We start from the raw sequence: 18,432 nt of genomic DNA on the forward strand, positions 1-18,432 counted from the left end.
CCCGGTCCCTGAGCTGTCGGCCGCACTATGGGTCCGGAAAAGGACACTCAAACTGGGTATCTTCGATCCGTTGACGACAGAACGACAGGGCGCAATGCTCAAATACGTGGCAAGTAGGCATGATTGCGTGCGGCTGATGTACGTGGGCTCTGCTCCATCGTCGCCCGAGCGGAAGAATGCGCTTCGAACCGGACCAGGATTCGGAAGGGTTTGCGCCTACCTGCATACATCGGAGATGCGGATCAACAGCATTGCAGTGCAAGCCAATTCAGCAAGTTCGTAGCAGGGAGTGTCAACGGCAGGACGGTGTCGGATGACCGCCCGGACGTGGAGAATGTGTATGGTGACGGCATGTACACGAAATGTGTGCAGAAATGGGACAATTCGAGTGTCCGACTCCCCCTCCGGACACTCAATGACACGGTTCTGTGGCAGATTTGCCGCAGAACCGTGTATTTTTTGCCTTCAACCGGGGTCCGGTGCCGTTTTCGGGGCAAGAATGCCGCGCGGTGGTGTCATTGAGCGGCTCGGATACGTTCCCGATGTCGTCGTGGCTCGCACGAGGGATCCGCCGCTGCGGCAACGCGCGGGCCTGCCTCGGCTCCATGCGACGCAACATGTCCGCACCGGACCACGCACAGCCCGATGACCTGGGCAAAAGCTGTGGAGAGAGTCGGGTGGCGAGTACCTGACAGTGGTTTCGACAAAGTCCACTTCACACCACCCCACTCCCCCACCCGCCGCCTGTGCTCGACCCCAGCACCGACGATGCCCACCTCTTACCGGCTGGTTGTCCTCGGTTTCGTGAGTACATCGACCAGCCGCGCACGACAGTCCCGCCCAAGACGCTGGCAACCTACACCTCAGCATGGCGTGCGATCAGCCAGGTATGGGGTGACCGGGAACTGAGCGGGCCGACCACTGCGGAGATAGAAGAACTGATGGATGCACATCAGCTCCGATCCCGTGGTCGCGCCAACTCCCGGGGCGGACACGCAGCCGCGGAGAATCTGCTATCGGCGTTGCGGCGCATCTACAAGCACGCCGAACGCGACAAGCTCATAGATCCCTCCAGCAACCCAGCATCCGCAGCAAGGCTCCCAGGCCGGCGCACCGGCAAAGTCGACGTTCTGACCAGAGAGCAACTGCTCGAGGTTCATCGCGTTGCGTCCACCACCGGTGACGACCTCAAACTGGACGAACTGATCATCATGCTGCACATCCAAACCGCATGCGATCGGCAAGCTGCCATCGATCTCGCGCTTCACGATCTCGACCGCGACAACTGTCTCGTGCGGCTACGCACGCGGGGCGGGGAATTGCACTGGCATCCGGTTTCTCCCCGCCTCATGACCGCGCTGGGAAAGCATGCCGCACGCCGGGGCGGTGAGAACATCACACATCGCGTGCTGCGCAAACGCAACGGACGGCCGATCTCCCGTAGGCGCTACGACGGGTTGTGGAACCGTGTCTGCGAGAACCTGCCGTGGGCTGAGGAATTGGAGGTCACCACCTACTCGATCACCGAAACCGTGCGTGCCCACGTCCGTCAGTTGTTCGGCGAGACGGTCGAGCGGGTTTATGTCGGGCAGCACCACGACGACAACAGGGACTGCCCCGGCTTCGGTTGACTCCTGACCTGAGGAGACCGTCCGGTCTTCTCTGTGAGAGGATGCATCACCGTGCCGAAGCCCTACCCCGAAGAATTCCGTCGTGACGTCGTGGCGGTCGCCCGCAAGGGCCAGGCGCCGTTGACGCAGATCGCGAAGGATTTCGGGATCTCGGAGAGCTGCCTGGCGAACTGGCTCAAGAAGGCCGACATCGAGGACGGCAACCGGCCCGGTGTCACCCGGGCGGAGTCCGAAGAGCTGCGTGAACTGCGTAAACGCAACAAGCTGCTGGAACAGGAGAACGAGATCCTGCGCCGGGCGGCGGCGTTCTTCGCCCGCGAGCTGCCCCCAAAATGATGTACCCGCTGGTCCGAGATCTTGCCGCTGACCGAATCCCGGTGGCGGTGGCCTGCCGGGTGTTGGGATTCTCGAAACAGGCCTTCTACAAATGGGCCGAGGAACCGGTCTCCCAGCGTGATTGGGACGACGCGCATCTGATCAACGCCGCGCTCGACATTCATGCCGATGATCCGGAGTTCGGGTACCGGTTCATCGCCGACCTCGGCTACGAGGCCGGGGAGAACCGCGTCCAGCGACTGTGCTCGCTGCAGGGTATCTACAGCGTGTTCGCCAAGAAACGCGGCCTCACCGCCCGCCCGGGCCCGCCGGTCCACGACGACCTGGTGAACCGCGATTTCACCGCCGCCAGCCCGAATTTGCTGTGGCTGACCGATATTTCCGAGCACCGCACCGCCGAGGGCAAGCTCTACCTGTGCGCGGTCAAGGACGTGTGGTCCAACCGCATAGTTGGCTACTCCGTCGACGACCGGATGACCGCGGCCCTGGCCTGCTCGGCGCTGCGCAACGCCATCGGCCTGCGGTCCCCGCACGGCACGATCGTCCATTCCGACCGCGGCAGCCAATTTCGGTCCCGGAAGTTCGTCAACCTGTTGACACGCAACGGGTTACGGGGATCGATGGGCCGGGTGGCCGCGTGCGCGGACAACGCCGCCATGGAATCGTGGTTCGCACTGTTGCAGCACAACGTGCTCGACCGGAAACGTTGGGACACAAAGGAAGAGCTCCGCCTGGCCATCGTGCACTGGATCGAACGGACCTACCACCGCCGGCGCCGTCAACGCGGCCTGGCCCGGCTGACCCCGGTCGAGTATGAGACCCTGAACAAGGCCTCACTCGCGGCCTGAAACCACCACAACCCGCGAGTCAATCAGATCCGGGGCAGTCCCCCACAACCGTTCCCGCGGTTGGACAAGCTTCTGATCAGGCCATCGTGGTGGGCCGGGACGGCGCCGGACTTCAGACCGAGAGGACAACTCCCGGGAAGAGCACCCCTACCGGGGGCCAGGCGATTCACGAGTCACGCCCGGTCTGAAGAACCGGCACCACCCTGCCAGCCAGCCCCAGGCCAGCCACCACCAACACTTACAGGCGATTCATACAGCCCGATCGATGCCGGTAGCTCCATGTCGGCTCAATTCTCAGGAAATGCTGCTCAGCCGATCCGCCCAGTCTTTCGAGTGCTCGGCCAGGCTCGCCGCATTTTGCGCGTGGGGACTCTCGGCGGTGAGATGGTTCTTCGACTCCTCGATTTCAGCGACCAGGCGACGGACGTCGACAGCGACCAGCTTTCCACCTCGCTTTCGCACAGCGCCGTTGAGGATCACGGTGTCGACGTTGCCAGTGTTCGCATGCTTGACAAGGCTTCCTACCGGGTCCAGGACCGGCGCCATATTGAGAGCGGCGGTGTCGACCAGTACCAGGTCCGCCAGTTTGCCTGGCGTAAGGCTTCCGACCTGGCCGTCGAGGCCGAGGGCTTTCGCACCCTCGATAGTGGCCCAGCGGAAGACGTCGCGCACAGACAACCGCTGCGACGGGACCAGGTTGTAGTCGGTGAGAGCGCCTTGGTTGAGTTCTCGGCGGCCGACAGTCAGCGCCACCCTCATGTTGGTGTACATGCTGGATGCGGTCGCGACGACACAGTCAGTACTCAACGACGGTTGGATGCCGCCCAGCAGTGCGTTCCGGTACGGGACAGGAGGTCCGTAGCCGCCAGCTGTTTCCGAGTCAGGCGAGCTCGAGAAGTGGGCGCCGAGCTCGGCCATGACCTCGAAATCGTAGACACTGAATTCGTTGCAGTGTGACAGTACGGCGCGATGGTCGACCAGGCCCTTGGTGACGAGATGGTGGAAGCCTCGGGTCACGCGAGTGTTGCCAGGACCACAATGCGTGTGCCCCGTCCACACCAAATCCATGTCCAGCGCAGAGCGGATCTCGTTTTCCGTCATCTCTGCGGGAAGAAGGTTCTGCTCGGTGATGGCGATGCCCATCCGCAGGAGGGCGTCAGGGTCGTTCCGGAAGTACGCATCGTTGACCCGATATGCTTCCTTGACCCGACCCGCATGAGATTTGAAGGCGTCCTTGCCCTCTACCTCGACAGGACAGTATCCGTAGGCCCACACACCCCGGATCCCAGAGGTGGCCATCGCTTCGACGAGGGCATCCGAGTGTGCCGGCGTAACAACGCCGTGACTGAAGTCCAGAACCGAGGTCGTGCCACCGTCGATCAGCTCCAGAGCACCGATGTAGGTCCCGATCCGCACGTCTTCGGGGCGAAATCGGCTCAAGTAGTGACGACGGACGTTGTGCATGTACTCGACCAATGTGGTGTCGGACGCGACACCGCGCAGTCCTGCTTGCCACAGGTGCTTGTGAGTGTCGATGAGGCCGGGGTGGACGATCATGCCCGTCGCATCGATGATCTCGGCACCCTCCGGCGCCTCGATGTCTGTTCCGACCTGAACGATCTTCGTGTCCTCGATCAGGACCGAACCACCGCGAAGCTCCCCGATTTCGGGGTCCATCGACACGATCCAGCCGTTGCGAATCAGCTTGTAAGCCATTCCAGCCCTTTACTTTTCAAAAAAAATCGTGCGTCTGTAGCCGGTGCGGCAACGGTCCCGCATCTGCACGGAAACGGCTCTCTATGGTCAGGATGCGCCGAGGAAGCCGAGCGTCATCGTGTTGAAGTCCTCCGGCATCTCGAACGGTACGAGGTGTCCGCACCGCAGTAGAACGACGCGGCATTCGGGCATGAGCCCCACGGCCTGGACCGCCACCTCCGGCGATACGGTGACGTCATAGCGCCCGTGAAAGAACAGAGTCGGGATCTGGAACTTCCACAGGTCGGGAAGATTGTTGTAGTTCACGTAGCTTGCGTAGTAGCCGGCCGCGCTCCGTATCCGGTCCGCTTTGATCACCGGGTCGGTCGCGACCTCGAACATGTAGTCGATGTGCTTATCTGTGATCTGCCCCGAGTCGAACACCATGCCTTCCTTGAGAAGCTTCTCAACGTTGGCGCGAGTTGGCTCGACCATCGCGGCGATACCGAGCTTGATCCCCTCCTGCCGGCACTGGATCTGCCCGTCCTCGTCATAAAAGACCGGATTGAAAAGCAAGGCATTGTCCCCGTTGGAGATTCCGCATCCCGAGATGACGAGCTTGGTGACCCGCTCCGGGAAAAGGATGCCAAAGCATATGGCCGTCGTGCCACCGGTCGAGGTGCCGATCAGCGCAGCGCGGTCGATGTCGAGCTCATCCATGAAGCCTTTGATGTAACGGCACGCAACCTCGCGGTGCAGAGAGGGCGCCATCTGGTCATTGGCCGGCGTCATCGACCGGCCGGCATGGATGGGGTCGAGCAGCAACACCCGGTAGTGTTTCGCCAACTCCTCGACGTTGCGGTGATAGGTGAACCACGACGTCATTCCCTCGCCCCAGGCGCTGAGGCAGATCAGCGGCTCACCGGCACCCATCTCGTTGTAGTGGATGCGGACCCCGTCGACCTCGACGTATTTGCTGGTCGATTCCTCAGTGAACGGTCCTGCATGCAAGGTCATGGCGTTAGCCTTTCGTGAGTCTATTAGTGCGTGGCTGTCGTCTGGTCACGCTGTGAGCTGACGGAGATCGACGCTGGGGTCTGCCAGCTGATGGGGGTCGATCACGGCCCCCGCCTCGATGTAGCGTTTTGTGCGCTTGATGTCGCGCGCCTGGTTGATTCCGATAGCGGCGCGAAGAGCTCCGTCACGAAGGTAGAACGCGGTGAACGAGCGCGATTCGGGGTCGCCGCGGAACACCACGTCGTCCAGTGGATCCGGTTGTCCCGACATCTGCACGTTGAGGTCGTACTGGTCCGACCAGAACCACGGAACTTCGTGGAAAGCCGTCCGACGGCCCAACATCGACGCTGCCGCTGCGGCCGCTTGGTTCTGGGCGTTTTGCCACGACTCCACACGCACGCGCTCGCCAATGGTGGCACTGGGCTGGCTGGCCACGTCGCCAGCGGCATAGATACTCGGGACAGAAGTCTCGCAGAACTCATTCACGAGGATGCCGTTGCCCACGGCCAATCCCGCGGTTCCGGCGAGCTCGGTGGCAGGCACCAGTCCGATCCCCACCAGGACCAGCCCGGCTTCGATCCGCTCGCCCGTGCTGGTAATCACGTGAGTCACTGATGTCGTGCCGCCGATCCGCTCAACCGAGGTCTTGGTGAGGACGCGTACGCCGGCATCGCGGTGGATCTGGGTGAGGATCTGACCCATCCGGCGGCCGAGGACGCGCCACAGGGGTACGTCCTCGATCTCGATGAGCGTCACCTCGCACCCTGCCTCGCGAGCACACGCCGCGACTTCGGCGCCGATGAAGCCTCCGCCGATGATGACGACCGGGACGCCGGCCGCGATGCGGTCCCGCACGGCGATCGAGTCTTCGATGGTGCGTAGGTATTCGACTCCGTTGAGCTCTGTCCCTGGCAGTTGCAGGCGGCGCAGATGGCCCCCGGTGCAGAGCAGCACCTTGTCGGCCTTGATACGTTCACCCGCCGTCGTGACGAGCTCACCGCCGGACCGGTCGATCCTCTCGACCGTCGTCGAGAGTCTCAGCTTGATTCCCAGTGCGGCCCAATCCTCCTCGGGACTGAGATACACCGAGTGCGGGTCGTGTCCCTTGATCAGCACGTCTTTGGAAAGGGGGGGTCGGTCGTACGGCGGATGACTTTCAGCCCCAATGAGGTGAATATCGCCATCGAATCCATTGCGACGAAGCGCCTGGGCAGCTCGTCCGCCTCCGAGGTTGGCGCCGACGATCGCGTAAGCGGCGGTCATGCCGCACCGCCCGAATTCCTGGTCATCGTGTCCTTCTGTCTGTCGCGCCTTCGCCGCTGGTTGGATTCGATCCTGTCTGGATCACCCCTCATCGGCGATCGAATCCACCTGGCGTTCTTCGTGTTCGGTCAGCCAGGCTCTGATGAGCGATAGGTAGACATCCGGTCGTTCTTCGGGGAAGTGGTGCGACCCGCCCTTGACGATCACGAGTCGAGAGTTCTCAAAACGGGTGAACAAGTGAAGCGGCACCTCGACGGGCGCCCAGGGATCGCGATCACCGTACGCCACCAAGGTCGGAACCTTGTTCCGGTCCAGATAGGGACCCAGGTCCTCGGAGGTCCCCAGCACCTCGGGGTCTGAGAACCGCTCGAGGTGGTTCATACTGGCCTCGAACCGTGCATGCACCAGATCGTCCGGAATCGATTCGGCCTCAGCCCACTCTGCAAAAGCAAGGAGTTCCCGCATGGTCTCCGGTGACGGTTCACCAAGGAACGGCATAATCGCGGCGACAGCGACCTTATCGCTGATATTGGGTGTCACGACGCCATACTCGATCACGACGCCGGTGACCGCCATGCTCGAGAAGAGGTCCGGTCGGTCCGCCGCGAGCCTGATGGCTGCGGCTCCTCCTATCGACTGACACACGAAGTGAGCCTGTTCAACACCGAGGGCCTCGAGGACGTCCACGATGACGGCGCCGAGCGCGGTATACGTCGGCCCCTTCAGTCGACCTGCCGGTGATGCTCCATAGTGAGGGAAATCGAGGTAGATCCTTCGATAGCCTTCGCCGAGCTGTTCGCCAACCGGGTGCCAGTCACTCCATCCGCTACAGCCAGGCCCCCCGCCATGAAGGAAGAGCACCGGGATCGAACCAGGATCCCCCATATCGACAACATTGACCTGAACGCCACCGGACTCGATGAGCCGACAACGGTCCTTGGGCATGGGCGTGAACGCCATGGCGTTTAACTCCTTGTAGAATCTGGGGCATCGAAGCAGTGGGTTCGCGGGGCTTGTTGATTTCGTCGGCACGCCCCGAGTCGAGTCTGGGTGAGCGGAGTCCGGGTGAGCGTGTCCGCCGCGGCGGACACGCTCGAGACAACCGCAGGGCTACCGCTAGGCGTTGGGCTCCTCGGTCGAGCGGATGTAGACTTCACCCTCCTCGACCTTCACCTCGTACACCTCAACCGGCACGTCCGCCGGAATCTGGTGGGGCTTGCCATCGAGAAAGCTGAACTTGCTGTCGTGCAGCGGGCACTCGACTTCACGGCGCTCGGGATAGATCTCGCCGGTACTGAGCTTCGTACGAAAGTGGGTGCAGATATCGTTGATTGCGTGGATCTCATCGTCGAACTTCGCGAGGCAGACCGCAACGCGGCCGATCTCCACGCCCAGCATCTCGCCGTCGGCGACGTCGTCGAAAGATGCGGCCTTGGTCCAGTCACTGATGGTCATTGTGGTTTCGATTCCAGATGGTTTGGGAAAGTGGGGCTCCGGTCCCGGATCAGAAGAAGTTGCTGAGGTTCTTCGCCAGGATCACAGTCTGCTCGAGGTAGATCGACCGTCGGGCGATCTTGAAGACAGTTTCGGGGTCGGGACGTAGGACGTCCTCGCGTCGGCCAACCCAGGTGTCCTCCTCGTGCTCGTACCGGCTGCGGTAGAGAAGGAAGTTGACGCTGACGGTGAGCTCACCCTGGTCGTTGCGATCGACTGCTCGGATGTTGGAGTAAATATGGCGGGTTCGCGAGGGAGGGTCCTCGCTCCAGGAGTAGCCGGTGAGCAATTTCTCGACCCGAAGGGTCAGGAATGCCTTGTCGTCGTCAAAAATGCCGATTTCGTTGCGCTGTGTGAATGCGTGATCCATTTGGCTCGCCAGACGAGTCTGTCGCACTGGCATCCAGTAGTGGAGGTCGTCGGCGAACAGATCCAGCCAGTCTCGGAAACGTTCTTCGTCGAGCAGCGAGGCTTCGTAGAAGTAGAAGTGCTCGAGTTCGTGCTGCTCCTGCGCATTCAGCAGGGGGCGGACCCCTGGGCGGGAACCGGGAAGAGAGGTGTCAGTGGTTGTGGTCATCGTCGGCTCCGTAAGTCAGGATTCGAAGGGCTTGGAGTGGTTGGCCTTCAAGTCCGGCCAGTCGGCAGCGTCCATCCACTCGCCCCATACCTTGTAACCCCAACGCATGAAGTGCTCGTTGGCCATGGTGGTCTCGAGGATGGGGAATGGCAGCGGGCCGTCTGTGACAACCTCACCCTCGCCCATCCCCATTTCATAGTTCAGCGGGGTTTTGCGAAGTTCGGCGGTGCGACTGGCCTGTGTGCTGAGATCCCAGTTGTCGCCGTCTTCCTGCTCGATGAAGCCGGCCGGACCGAGCCAGCGCGATGCGCGCACGCGCACGAACTCCCGCTCCTCGGGTGTCGCGTTCTTGTCAACGAAGCAGAAGTACCACATTTCAGTCTGCCCCGGCCCCTTCGGATGACGAACAGTCAACTCCTGGTAGGTGCCCGTGAACATGCCGGTGTTCGGGAAGATGTTCGCGTGGGACGGCGAGAAGGCGATCCCCGCCCTGGGTGCGGTGTCTTGCATGTGGCCGTATTCCCCAAGAACCACAGCGGCGATGGGCGTGTTGCGGAAGTCGCCCGGCGCTGAACTCGGCTCCAGGGTCGGACCGACTATCTTGGCTCCGGTCTCGGACTCTTCCATCACAATGTCGTCGTTCGAGCCGAATTCGAACGGTGAGACCATCGTCGTGGCGGCGTGAGTGATGCTCGGGTGGTAGAAGTCCTGGTTGTTCTCCATGGCCATCTTCCAGTTGCACGGGGCCAGATGCTTACGGATGCCCGGGATGACCTCCATGTCACCGAAGCCGGCGAGCTCGTCGAGCATGAAGCTGCCCGTCGGTCCGAGGTACTCCGAGAGGGTCGGGGCCTCAGGGTCGAGGGTCGCGAAAACGAATCCACGGTAGGACTCCACCTGAGCGGCCGTTTTCAGGCTGAGGGTGGACCGGTCCAGCTTCTGCTTATAGAGCTCCTTGAAACCGGGGACGCCGATCAGCTTGCCGTCAAGGTCGTAGGTCCACCCGTGGTACTTGCACATGAACGACGAGGAATTGCCGGACTCGGCGTTGCAGACGGAATTGCCGCGGTGGCGACAACTGTTGAGCAGCACCTGAATGCCGCCCTCGCGGTCGCGAGTCACGATGACCCGGTCCTCGCCCATGTATGTCTGGAAGAAGTCACCGGCCTTCGGAATCTGGCTCTCATGGCACATGAACAGCCAGGCACGGGCGAAGATCTGCTCCAACTCCGCCTTGTAGATCTCCGGGTCGGAGAAGATCCGACGATCAACTTGTCCCGTGTCCGAATCCACGAACTGCGAGTGCAGGCCGAGCAACCCGCCCCGACCTAAGGACTCGTTCGACAGAGCCACAGCTTCCTCCAGAATGCTAAAGAATTGAATATTGGTGGTGCCGTCGCCTCAACCAGGTGAGTGGCTCGCTTCGTCAGCGTCCGCCGCATCGTCTGCAACAACTACAGGCAGAAGCGGCCGTAACGCCGCTACGCTGTTCGTGACTGCTTTAGTCCCGAGGTGACGTCGTCATCACAAGTTTCGACTGACGATCCAGGCATGTCAATATTGACATGTAAAAAGATTTCCCATACTGGGGTTCCCCTGAAGTAGTGGACATCTGAGATAGCGGGACCGATGGTCGCTGGAAGGTCGTTCACCATGTCTCGTCCGCTTCGATCGTATTCGCCTGAATATCGGGTGGCAGCGGCGCATCGAGTGATCGGTTCCGGCCGACCGGTGCGGGAGATCGTCCGTGAGCTGGACGTGCACGAGAACCTGTTGCACAAGTGGGTGCGCGAAGAACGCCGCCGTATAGCCGCGGCCGGTCAGGTTGGCGGCCGGTCAGATTGGCGGTCGGGCTGCGGCTGACGGTGGTGGCCGGCCACTTGCAACCGATGAGCGCGCGGAAATGGTGCGGCTGCGGGCGAAGTCGCCGAACAGGCCAAAGCCATCGTGTTCCTGGAAAAAGCCCTCGGCGTACTTTGCGGCACGGCGTCCAAAGTGAGCAGGTTCGAGCTCATGGCGGCAGAGTGCGCCGGCCTCGACGTGACCCGAATGGCCGAACTGCTCGGCGTCTCGACCTCCGGCTACTACCGGTTCCTGCAGGTCCGTGCCAGCGCGGAGCCATCGGCGCGGCTGGCGCCGCGCCGGGATATGGAGGTGAAAATCATCGAGGGCGTCAGCCCGCGCTCGTTCAAGACCACCACCATCGCCGATCCAGCGGCATCGTTCCCGCCGGATCTGGTCGGGCGTCGTTTCGACCGTGGCCGCCCCGACCAGGTCTTGTCCTCGGATATCACCTGCCTGAGCTGCGGTGAGGGCGAGCGGAATCGCTGTGGTCGATATTCGAGCACAAGTGCTACTACCGAAACACCTGTGCCTCCAAGACGGAATTGGTTGCAGTTGATAATTGGATGCACTTCTACAATCATCGGCGGCGGCACTTGGCGATCGGGATGCGCTCACCTATCGACTACGAGCAATCCCTCAAAGCCACCCCCCCGAAGCAAGCTAACGCTGTCCACTTTTTCGGGGGAACCCCAGTCCAGCGCGCCAACTTCCTGTAACGAAGTCGGTCACAAGCTGAGCGAAAGCGTCGGCTCGCTCGATCTGCGACCAGTGACCGCACCCGCTCAGGAGCACCGCGTCCGCCGTGGACATGACGTCGACCAGCTCCCAGGTGCGGGAGGGCGGAATAACGTGGTCTGACATACCGTGCACAAGCAGCACCGGGAGATCGAGCTGCGCCAAGTGCTCGTTATCCAGCGGGAGCGCCGCACGATCTCGCTCACGCGCCTTTATCACCCGGTTCAGCCGTCCCGATTGCACCTCGTACTCGGCCACTACCTGGCGCGCGGCAACCATCTCGTCGGTAACCAGCTTGGGATCAGTAACAAACCCTTCGAAAGATCGTCGCAGCGCATTGAACTCGGTGTCAGGCAAGGCATGCGCCTTTATGGCGGCCGTGGGGGCGCTGCCGCCGGTACCCATCGAGATGACGCCGAGCACCCTGTCGGGATGGTCGATAGCCAGCTGCAACGCGATCCAACCGCCGAGGGAGTTGCCCACCAGCCAGGCCTTGTCGATGCCGAGAGCGTCAAGTACGCGCAGGGTGTGCGCGCCCCACTCACGAATACCGTACGTTGCGTCCGGTGCTTGGATGGTCGCCCCGAACCCGATCAGGTCGGGTGCGATAACCCGAAAATCGCGTTGGAGCGCTGGTAGGGTCAGCCACCAGTTGGCAGCGGCGGACACCCCGGTGCCTGACCCGTGCATGAAGACAAGAGGCGTCCCTTGCCCGAGGTCGTGCAGGTGCGTGACCTCCTCTTCGGCGGTGGGGAGCCAGGTGTCGGGGAGAGCGAAAAATTCCGGAGTCTGGTAGCCCGTGGTCCCGATCGTCATCGTGCAGCCACCACCTCGGGCTTGGTGCTGGCCACGATGCCCATTCCCGTAATCCACGACGGAACCGACTCGTAAGCCGTCCACTCGATTTTGCCGCCCCAGGCTGCGGTCGCAGCAGCCCAGGCCCGCAGTTCGCATGCTCCGGGGCCGGCCAGTCCGACGACGTCTTCGGCGTCGAGAGCGCTCAAAGCGGATGGTTTCGTTGCCAAACGTTGCAGAATGTCTCGATCCCAGGTGTCAGCGACGTCCCCGACACCGTCGGAGTCCGCAAGTGCTCGGGCCCGAGAAACGCGACTTGCTTCGACCTCGTCAACGCGAGGACGCCCGTGGATCAGGAAATCGCGCCATTCAGGCGAGATGGCTTCGTCATAGGCGTCGATTGAGGCGGGCCAATGCGACATCCCGCCGGAGCCCAAGGTGACGATCCGCTCAGCGCCGACACTCTCTGCAATCGCTTCGCCGACGGCCGCGCCGAAGTCAGAGCAGCGTTGGAACGACGGGAGTGGAGGGCAGCCGGAATTCACGATAATCGGCACTATGGGAATATCGAGGTTCGGTACGAGCCGCGAATAGACCTGGGTCAGGCCATGGTCAATTCGCATGTCCAGTGAAACTGCGGGGTCGAATCCCCGCTTCGTCACACCTTCGAAAACGGCCTCCGCGACTGCGGTGTGGAGCGGGAGCTCCCCGGCGGGCGTGCCATAATCACCAACCCCCGAGACCCGCTCGATCCCGATTGTGAACGGGGGTAGGAGGTCATAGAAGATGCCGCGAGCATGATCGGGACCGAAGATGATCATGCAATCGGGGCGGAGGGAGTCCAGAATCTGCCGAGCCTGCTCGACGAAAGCGACGAACGCTGCACCCGGATTGCCGGGTGCAGGGTCCGGGGCGAGATTCCAAAGCGGAGAATGGGAAAGACTGATGGTGCCCACAACCTGTGCCATTGCTTAGCCTCCTAATTCAGCTGCTCAGTGGCCGACCGGAACGGTGCCGCCGATAAGCACGAAGGCAACAACGGTCTGTCGGTCGGATCGGTTCGACCAGGCGTGCCGGGTACCGCGCTGAATCAGGACGTCTCCTGGCTTCATCAGGGTCTCCTCGTCGTCGAGAACGGCCCAGATTTCCCCCTCGATAACGATCGCGTAGTCGAGCGACGGAGTGGCGTGGACCTGATCCGCGGGCCCATCCTCTCGGTCCCGCCACGCACCGTCTGGCGGGAATTCGACCATGCGGAAGATCGATCCAGCCGGCGGAGGGTTCAGACGCACCTCTCCGCCGACACCATCGTCTACCGGCCCATCGTTGACCACAGGGACCTGCTGGTGCTGCCAGAGATTCGTGACAACGAAGGTCGGAGTCTCGGCGACCGTCTGGATGGACGAGGTCTCACCGTCGGCGACGATGACGGAACGACCGGCGTTGTTGACTCCCGTGACGATCCGGCGGAAGCGCCGCGCCTCGGGCGCCGGGGCGACGCCGCGCCCAAGCGTGACGGAGTGCGCGATATCAGCGGCAGACATTGATTCGCCCTTTCTCAGGCTCGTGAAGGTCATGGAACCTCGTGAAGGTCATGGAACAAGGGAGAGGCCGCCGTCGGCGATGACGGTCTGGCCGGTGGTGTACTCGGCACCCATAAGCGAGACGATCAGTCGAGCGACATCCTCAGGGCGGCCCACCCGCTTCAATGGGGCCGCTTGACGCACATGGGCGTAGAGCTGATCCCACGCTTCTCCACTGGTCCACGGCGTCTCGATGAGTCCTGGAGCAACGGCATTGATCCGGATGTTGGGTCCGACGACGGCGCCGAGCAACTTCACCATGTGGTGGAGGGCAGCCTTCGAGACGGCGTACGGAATACTGCTGCCACCGACGTCCGCACCAGCCAGCGCGCCGACGAAGGTGATGGTGCCGTTGCCGGCGGCATCGAGTGCCGGCGCTGCGGCCTTGACCATGCGCCACGGTGCAACGACGTTCATGCTCAGGACACGTTCCCAGACCTCATCGGTCACAGCAGCCAGGTCCGCGTGAGAGATCTTGACGGTCGCGCCCGCGGAATAGACGACGTCGTCCAGACGTCCGTGCTTCTCGAGTACTTGCGCGACGAGCCATTCCGGACATTCCGGATCTTGCATGTCGGCTTGGACGTAGGTGGGGTCGCCGAGCTCCGTCAGTAGCGAGTCTGCTGCCTCCTTCGTGCGTGAACCCGATACGACGATCACGTTTCCTCGAGCGGCGAGCTGGCGGGCCACCTCGGCACCAATTCCAGAAGTGCCACCGACAACGAGAGAGACAGAGGATTGGGACATAGGTCACAAGCTATTACACCCACGAGCAATCATGCAAGTATTTTCATGAAAGTTGTTACATGTCGCACTTAACCTCCTGTGGAAGGTAGCGTATACCTCATGTCGCTTGATCACGCCATTCTTGGCTGGTTGGATACGGGACCAGGCTCCGGCTACGACCTGGTCCGTCAGATGGACCTCGGCCTGAACTGGTTCTGGGGGGCGTCTCACAGCCAGATCTACCCGCGCATGAAAGTCCTCGAGGCCAAAGGGCTCATCGACTCGTCGCCGGTCATGGTCGGCTCGAAGCTCGAAAAGCGCGTCTACTACATAACCGACGAGGGGCGCGCTGTTGTACGCAAGTGGGCGAGCGAGCCGCCGACGTACCCGCCGAATCGGGACAACGAACGACTGCGCCTGATCTTCGGGGATCACAGCAGTACCGCTGACCTTCGCCGTCACTTCGAAACACATCTCCGACGGCACGAAGAGCTTCTTACAGCCCTCCAGGAGTTCAAGGGGGTAATCACCAGCCGTCAGCACCCCCGAATCGAGAAGCGAATCGCCGACGCTCCGACCGCAGCGGAAAAGGCTCTGATCCTAGCCGTCCGTGAGATGGCCTACGGAGGTGATATCCAGCGAGCCGAACTCGAGATCACCTGGGCGAAATCCTGCTTGCAATGGCTTGACGAGTTCGAGCAAGGTCTCAGCAACACTCAGGAGGACGGGACCGAGTCGCCACCGCCGGCTGACGCCCAGGTAAGCTGGTCAGCCGGCTCGATTGGCGACTGACCAGGCGTTTGATGGCGGCCTGCAGTGGAGCGTACCGACCTATCGCTAGGCGACACCGTGGCAATCGCCCCGTGCGATGCTTGTGCGCAACGCGAGTTCGGGCGCGAGTGGCGGTCGGGATCCTGTGGTGTCCGTGTCGCGGTAGCACTTCGCACCTTATTCGGTTCGGCGTGCGACCAGGAACGCATCGCTCTAGCAGAGATGACCGGCCGCCGCCGATGTTCGGTCGCCTCAATACGGGGCCGAGCGATCGGGGCGGTGGTTGCGAAGCGGGTGGCTGGACAGCTTTCCTTCGCAACCGGGAATCGAGGGCGCCGCAGCCCGTACCGTTCGGCGGACATCACCTGCGCGGAGAGAATTCAGGTCTCCAGCGCGTACCCGCGGAGGAATGTCAGCACATGGCCTGCATACTCCGCCGGGCGCTCAAACGGCACCCAGTGTCCTGTGTCGCGGAACACCACTAGTTGGGAGTTCGGAGTGAGATTCAGTGCGTTGATCCCGATCTCGACCATGCACATCCGGTCTTGACGACCCCAGATGATGAGGTTGGGAACGTCGAGGCTTGCGAGCGCCTCGCTGTGATCATAGGGCTCTGAGACGCATTCTTGTGCAGCAGCGCGAATTTCTGGACTTCCAAAGTAGTTCGTACGCACGTACTCCACGAGTTCCTCGGTAACCAGCGATGGATCCCAGATGTGTTGCTCGAGGTATCGCCGGAAGTTTTCGGAGGACGGCTCCTCCACTGCTTGCATCGCAGCCATCGCACCCTGCTCGGGATGCACGGCCAGGAGGTACTCGTTGCGATAGCCGTACGCAGTACCGATGTGACCGGCCCCCCAGACCAACTTTGCGGTCCGATGCGGGTAGCGGTAGGCGAAGACGAATGCAGCCTGTCCTCCTTGGGAGTTCCCGACTATGTGGGCCTTCTCGATGCCGAGCGAATCCATCAGACCGAGAGCTAAGCGGGCATGCACGTAGTGGATCGGCTCCCGGAACACGATCGGACCGGTCTTCCCGTAGTTCGCCAAGTCCAACATGATGCATCGATATCGCTTCACGAAGTACGGCAGGACCCGAAACCAGGTGATCCATGCATTTGACCCTGGCCCGTAGGAGTGCAGGAATACGATCGGCTCGCCGGCTCCGACGTCGTGGTAATGCACGGGTATGCCGTCCACCATCGCCACCCTGCCGGTCTCCTGCTCTGTCTGGCCGTCACGGGTAACGAACGCCATGGGTTCTGCCTCTCGGTTTCGGGGTAGAAGACCGCCCGTTCGGGGCGCTGGTCCAGGTATTCATTTGCGACGCGTGTGCAGCCCTCGGGGAAAATATGTTCGGTGTTGCAACGACTGCTGGAATCCGAGCCCCCGATGGGGAGATAGGTGATGTCGCCCACGCATCTGGTGTTCGACGCGCTCGCCAGTTGCGACCTCTCTCTGGACAATCCAGCACGCTACCGGGAGAACGGCGTGCGCCTCATTCAGGAAGATTCTCGACCCCGGACACGTCACCAGAGCCTGAATCCCCGGAGAACCCACGGGCGCCGGCCTGTCAGACCGGCGCCCGTGGGGGCGGAACCGAAGCACCTTACGGCTGGTTGGTCACGAGATCGACGACAAGCTCTCCGACCAGTCGCCGGTCACGCCGCCGAGTTGATCAGCGCTGGTGATCCTGAGCTTGCCGCCCGTAAGATGGTTCTTCGACGCTTCGAGATCGGCGAGCACACGCGACACGTCGACGTCAACCAGCTTGCCGTGGCGTTTGCGCACAACGCCATCGATGATGACCGTGTCGACGTTGCCGGTATGTGCGTGGCCGACCAGGCTGGCCACCGGGTCGAGAATTGGGGCCATGTTGAGCGTCCTCGCATCCACGAGAACGAGGTCGGCGCGCTTGCCCGGGCTGATACTGCCGATCTGGTCTTCCAGACCGAGTGCCTTGGCACCTTCGACGGTCGCCCAGCGAAGGACGTCGCGAGATGACACTCGCTGCTCGGCAACCAGTTCGAAGTTCGTCGAAGGTCCCTGGTTGAACTGGTAGCGCGCGAACATCAGACCCGTGCGCATGAGGGAGTACATACTCGTTTGAGAACCCACGACGCAGTCGGTGCCGAGCGTGGGTTGCACACCTCCGAGAAGCGCATTACGCAGCGGCGCCGGAAAGTTCATCCCGCCGGCAATTTCGGCGTCAGGCGTCGTGCTGAAATGAGCGCCGAGGTCGGCGACTATCTCGAAATCATCGACGCCGAACTCGTTCAGATGCGACAGTACGGTGCGGTGATCGACTAGCCCCTTCGCCACCAATTGGTGGAACCCGCGTGTCACACGGGTGTTTCCTGGTCCGCAGTGCACATGTCCGGTCCACAGGATGTCCATGTCCCGGGCCGACTGGATCTCGTTCACGGTGAGGTCGAACGGAAGCAGGTTCTGTTCAGTGATGGACACGCCCATACGCAAGAGGGCATCGTCGCTGGAGAAGTGGGCATCTTTGAGGCGATACGCCTCCTTGATCCGAGCTTTGTGGGAGCCGAACTGGTCGCGGCCCTCAACCTCGACCGGACAGTAGCCATAGGCCCAGACGCCCCGGATCCCGGAGCGCTTCTCCGCCTCGACCAGTGCCTCACCATGTGCCGGCGTCACCACTCCGTGGCTGAAGTCCAGCACCGTCGTCGTACCAGCGTCAATGAGCTCTAGTGCGCCCGCGTAGTTCGCGATCTCCACGTCCTCCGGCCGGAAACGACTGAGATAGAACTGCCTGACGTCGTGCATATAGCCAACAAGGGTGCTGTCCTGGGCCGCACCTCGAAGACCTGCCTGCCACAGGTGCTTGTGCGTGTCCACCAACCCCGGATGCACAATCATCCCCGTCGCATCGATGACCTCTGTGTTCTCGGGCGCCTCGATATCCGAAGCCACCTGCGTGATCTTCGAGTCCTCAACGAGGATCGAACCGCCCGCGATCTCCCCCACTTCAGGATCCATCGAGACGATCCAGCCGTTGCGAATTAGCAATCGACGAGTCATATAGCACTCCTTCATTGTTCGACCGATATCGCTTCCACCTGGCGAAACAGCGGCCTCTTACCAAGTAGATTA

The 18,432-nt window shown here is 62.0% G+C and carries 17 protein-coding genes and 1 pseudogene; 5 read left to right on the forward strand and 13 right to left on the reverse strand.

Annotation, left to right across the window (positions count from 1 at the left end):
• Positions 1–941: 941 nt before the first annotated feature.
• Both ACT86A_RS25300 and ACT86A_RS25305 read left to right on the forward strand, forming a co-directional pair.
• The gene (locus tag ACT86A_RS25300; protein ID WP_445094717.1) at positions 942–1,631 is read left to right on the forward strand and encodes a site-specific integrase; all 690 of its coding nucleotides are present in this window, start codon (positions 942–944) and stop codon (positions 1,629–1,631) included.
• A 51-nt stretch (positions 1,632–1,682) separates the two neighbouring features.
• Positions 1,683–2,815, forward strand: a protein-coding gene (locus ACT86A_RS25305) for an IS3 family transposase (RefSeq protein ID WP_445094718.1) whose coding sequence is annotated in 2 segments (ribosomal slippage) — positions 1,683–1,956 and positions 1,956–2,815 — 1,134 coding nt in all. Because the reading frame shifts where the segments join, the coding sequence is not laid out codon by codon here.
• Positions 2,816–3,109: 294 nt separating this feature from the next.
• Here ACT86A_RS25305 and ACT86A_RS25310 read toward each other — a convergent pair.
• From ACT86A_RS25310 to ACT86A_RS25340, 7 genes are all read right to left on the reverse strand, one after another.
• The gene (locus ACT86A_RS25310; protein ID WP_445094719.1) at positions 3,110–4,531 is read right to left on the reverse strand and encodes an amidohydrolase family protein; all 1,422 of its coding nucleotides are present in this window, start codon (positions 4,529–4,531) and stop codon (positions 3,110–3,112) included.
• 87 nt (positions 4,532–4,618) lie between these two features.
• Positions 4,619–5,527: an alpha/beta fold hydrolase gene (locus ACT86A_RS25315; RefSeq protein WP_445094720.1), complete on the reverse strand. Its 909-nt coding sequence runs from the start codon at positions 5,525–5,527 to the stop codon at positions 4,619–4,621.
• Positions 5,528–5,572: 45 nt separating this feature from the next.
• A complete protein-coding gene (locus tag ACT86A_RS25320) occupies positions 5,573–6,790 on the reverse strand; it encodes an NAD(P)/FAD-dependent oxidoreductase (RefSeq protein WP_445094721.1) in 1,218 nt (405 codons plus the stop codon).
• A gap of 81 nt (positions 6,791–6,871) precedes the next feature.
• Complete coding sequence (locus ACT86A_RS25325) at positions 6,872–7,750, reverse strand: alpha/beta fold hydrolase (RefSeq protein ID WP_445094722.1); 879 nt, start codon at positions 7,748–7,750, stop codon at positions 6,872–6,874.
• 156 nt (positions 7,751–7,906) lie between these two features.
• On the reverse strand, positions 7,907–8,245 hold the full coding sequence (locus ACT86A_RS25330) for a Rieske (2Fe-2S) protein (protein WP_445094723.1): 339 nt from the start codon (positions 8,243–8,245) through the stop codon (positions 7,907–7,909).
• Between the two features lie 49 nt (positions 8,246–8,294).
• Positions 8,295–8,861 (reverse strand): aromatic-ring-hydroxylating dioxygenase subunit beta, encoded by a 567-nt coding sequence (locus tag ACT86A_RS25335; RefSeq protein ID WP_445094724.1) that lies wholly within the window; start codon positions 8,859–8,861, stop codon positions 8,295–8,297.
• A gap of 15 nt (positions 8,862–8,876) precedes the next feature.
• Positions 8,877–10,214, reverse strand: a complete 1,338-nt coding sequence (locus ACT86A_RS25340; RefSeq protein WP_445094725.1) for an aromatic ring-hydroxylating oxygenase subunit alpha — start codon at positions 10,212–10,214, stop codon at positions 8,877–8,879.
• A 300-nt stretch (positions 10,215–10,514) separates the two neighbouring features.
• Between ACT86A_RS25340 and ACT86A_RS25345 the strand changes: the two genes are divergently transcribed.
• Together ACT86A_RS25345 and ACT86A_RS25350 are read left to right on the forward strand one after the other, a co-directional pair.
• A complete protein-coding gene (locus ACT86A_RS25345; RefSeq protein ID WP_445094726.1) occupies positions 10,515–10,724 on the forward strand; it encodes a transposase in 210 nt (69 codons plus the stop codon).
• 461 nt (positions 10,725–11,185) lie between these two features.
• Positions 11,186–11,422: pseudogene (locus ACT86A_RS25350) on the forward strand (IS3 family transposase); the annotation flags it as partial.
• Here the strand turns inward: ACT86A_RS25350 and ACT86A_RS25355 are convergent.
• The 4 genes from ACT86A_RS25355 to ACT86A_RS25370 are packed head-to-tail and all read right to left on the reverse strand — an operon-like array spanning position 11,367 to position 14,566.
• Positions 11,367–12,257, reverse strand: coding sequence for an alpha/beta fold hydrolase (locus ACT86A_RS25355; protein ID WP_445094727.1), 891 nt, complete (start codon positions 12,255–12,257; stop codon positions 11,367–11,369). The pseudogene ACT86A_RS25350 and the gene ACT86A_RS25355 sit on opposite strands and share 56 nt — an antisense overlap.
• Positions 12,254–13,204 carry a DODA-type extradiol aromatic ring-opening family dioxygenase gene (locus tag ACT86A_RS25360; protein ID WP_445094728.1) on the reverse strand — a complete coding sequence of 317 codons (951 nt, stop codon included), beginning with the start codon at positions 13,202–13,204 and terminating at the stop codon, positions 12,254–12,256. Before ACT86A_RS25360 ends, ACT86A_RS25355 begins: the two co-directional genes overlap by 4 nt.
• 24 nt (positions 13,205–13,228) lie before the next feature.
• Positions 13,229–13,780: a cupin domain-containing protein gene (locus ACT86A_RS25365; RefSeq protein WP_445094729.1), complete on the reverse strand. Its 552-nt coding sequence runs from the start codon at positions 13,778–13,780 to the stop codon at positions 13,229–13,231.
• Positions 13,781–13,828: 48 nt separating this feature from the next.
• Positions 13,829–14,566 (reverse strand): SDR family NAD(P)-dependent oxidoreductase, encoded by a 738-nt coding sequence (locus ACT86A_RS25370; RefSeq protein WP_445094730.1) that lies wholly within the window; start codon positions 14,564–14,566, stop codon positions 13,829–13,831.
• Between the two features lie 99 nt (positions 14,567–14,665).
• On the opposite strand from ACT86A_RS25370, the gene ACT86A_RS25375 reads away from it, so the two are divergent.
• Positions 14,666–15,337 (forward strand): PadR family transcriptional regulator, encoded by a 672-nt coding sequence (locus ACT86A_RS25375; protein WP_445094731.1) that lies wholly within the window; start codon positions 14,666–14,668, stop codon positions 15,335–15,337.
• A gap of 359 nt (positions 15,338–15,696) precedes the next feature.
• Here the strand turns inward: ACT86A_RS25375 and ACT86A_RS25380 are convergent, their stop codons facing one another.
• Both ACT86A_RS25380 and ACT86A_RS25385 read right to left on the reverse strand, forming a co-directional pair.
• Entirely contained in the window at positions 15,697–16,572 is an 876-nt protein-coding gene (locus ACT86A_RS25380; RefSeq protein ID WP_445094732.1) for an alpha/beta fold hydrolase, read from the reverse strand.
• Between the two features lie 366 nt (positions 16,573–16,938).
• Positions 16,939–18,360 (reverse strand): amidohydrolase family protein, encoded by a 1,422-nt coding sequence (locus ACT86A_RS25385; protein ID WP_445094733.1) that lies wholly within the window; start codon positions 18,358–18,360, stop codon positions 16,939–16,941.
• Positions 18,361–18,432: the final 72 nt, after the last annotated feature.

Source organism: Nocardia glycosmidis (genome assembly GCF_052545115.1).

Coding starts and splice junctions, on each gene's coding strand:
- ACT86A_RS25300 (WP_445094717.1), top strand. CDS start 942: ATGGATGCACATCAGCTCCGATCCCGTGGTCGCGCCAACTCCCGGGGC.
- ACT86A_RS25310 (WP_445094719.1), bottom strand. CDS start 4,531: ATGGCTTACAAGCTGATTCGCAACGGCTGGATCGTGTCGATGGACCCC.
- ACT86A_RS25315 (WP_445094720.1), bottom strand. CDS start 5,527: ATGACCTTGCATGCAGGACCGTTCACTGAGGAATCGACCAGCAAATAC.
- ACT86A_RS25320 (WP_445094721.1), bottom strand. CDS start 6,790: ATGACCGCCGCTTACGCGATCGTCGGCGCCAACCTCGGAGGCGGACGA.
- ACT86A_RS25325 (WP_445094722.1), bottom strand. CDS start 7,750: ATGGCGTTCACGCCCATGCCCAAGGACCGTTGTCGGCTCATCGAGTCC.
- ACT86A_RS25330 (WP_445094723.1), bottom strand. CDS start 8,245: ATGACCATCAGTGACTGGACCAAGGCCGCATCTTTCGACGACGTCGCC.
- ACT86A_RS25335 (WP_445094724.1), bottom strand. CDS start 8,861: ATGACCACAACCACTGACACCTCTCTTCCCGGTTCCCGCCCAGGGGTC.
- ACT86A_RS25345 (WP_445094726.1), top strand. CDS start 10,515: ATGTCTCGTCCGCTTCGATCGTATTCGCCTGAATATCGGGTGGCAGCG.
- ACT86A_RS25355 (WP_445094727.1), bottom strand. CDS start 12,257: ATGACGATCGGGACCACGGGCTACCAGACTCCGGAATTTTTCGCTCTC.
- ACT86A_RS25360 (WP_445094728.1), bottom strand. CDS start 13,204: ATGGCACAGGTTGTGGGCACCATCAGTCTTTCCCATTCTCCGCTTTGG.
- ACT86A_RS25365 (WP_445094729.1), bottom strand. CDS start 13,780: ATGTCTGCCGCTGATATCGCGCACTCCGTCACGCTTGGGCGCGGCGTC.
- ACT86A_RS25370 (WP_445094730.1), bottom strand. CDS start 14,566: ATGTCCCAATCCTCTGTCTCTCTCGTTGTCGGTGGCACTTCTGGAATT.
- ACT86A_RS25375 (WP_445094731.1), top strand. CDS start 14,666: ATGTCGCTTGATCACGCCATTCTTGGCTGGTTGGATACGGGACCAGGC.
- ACT86A_RS25380 (WP_445094732.1), bottom strand. CDS start 16,572: ATGGCGTTCGTTACCCGTGACGGCCAGACAGAGCAGGAGACCGGCAGG.
- ACT86A_RS25385 (WP_445094733.1), bottom strand. CDS start 18,360: ATGACTCGTCGATTGCTAATTCGCAACGGCTGGATCGTCTCGATGGAT.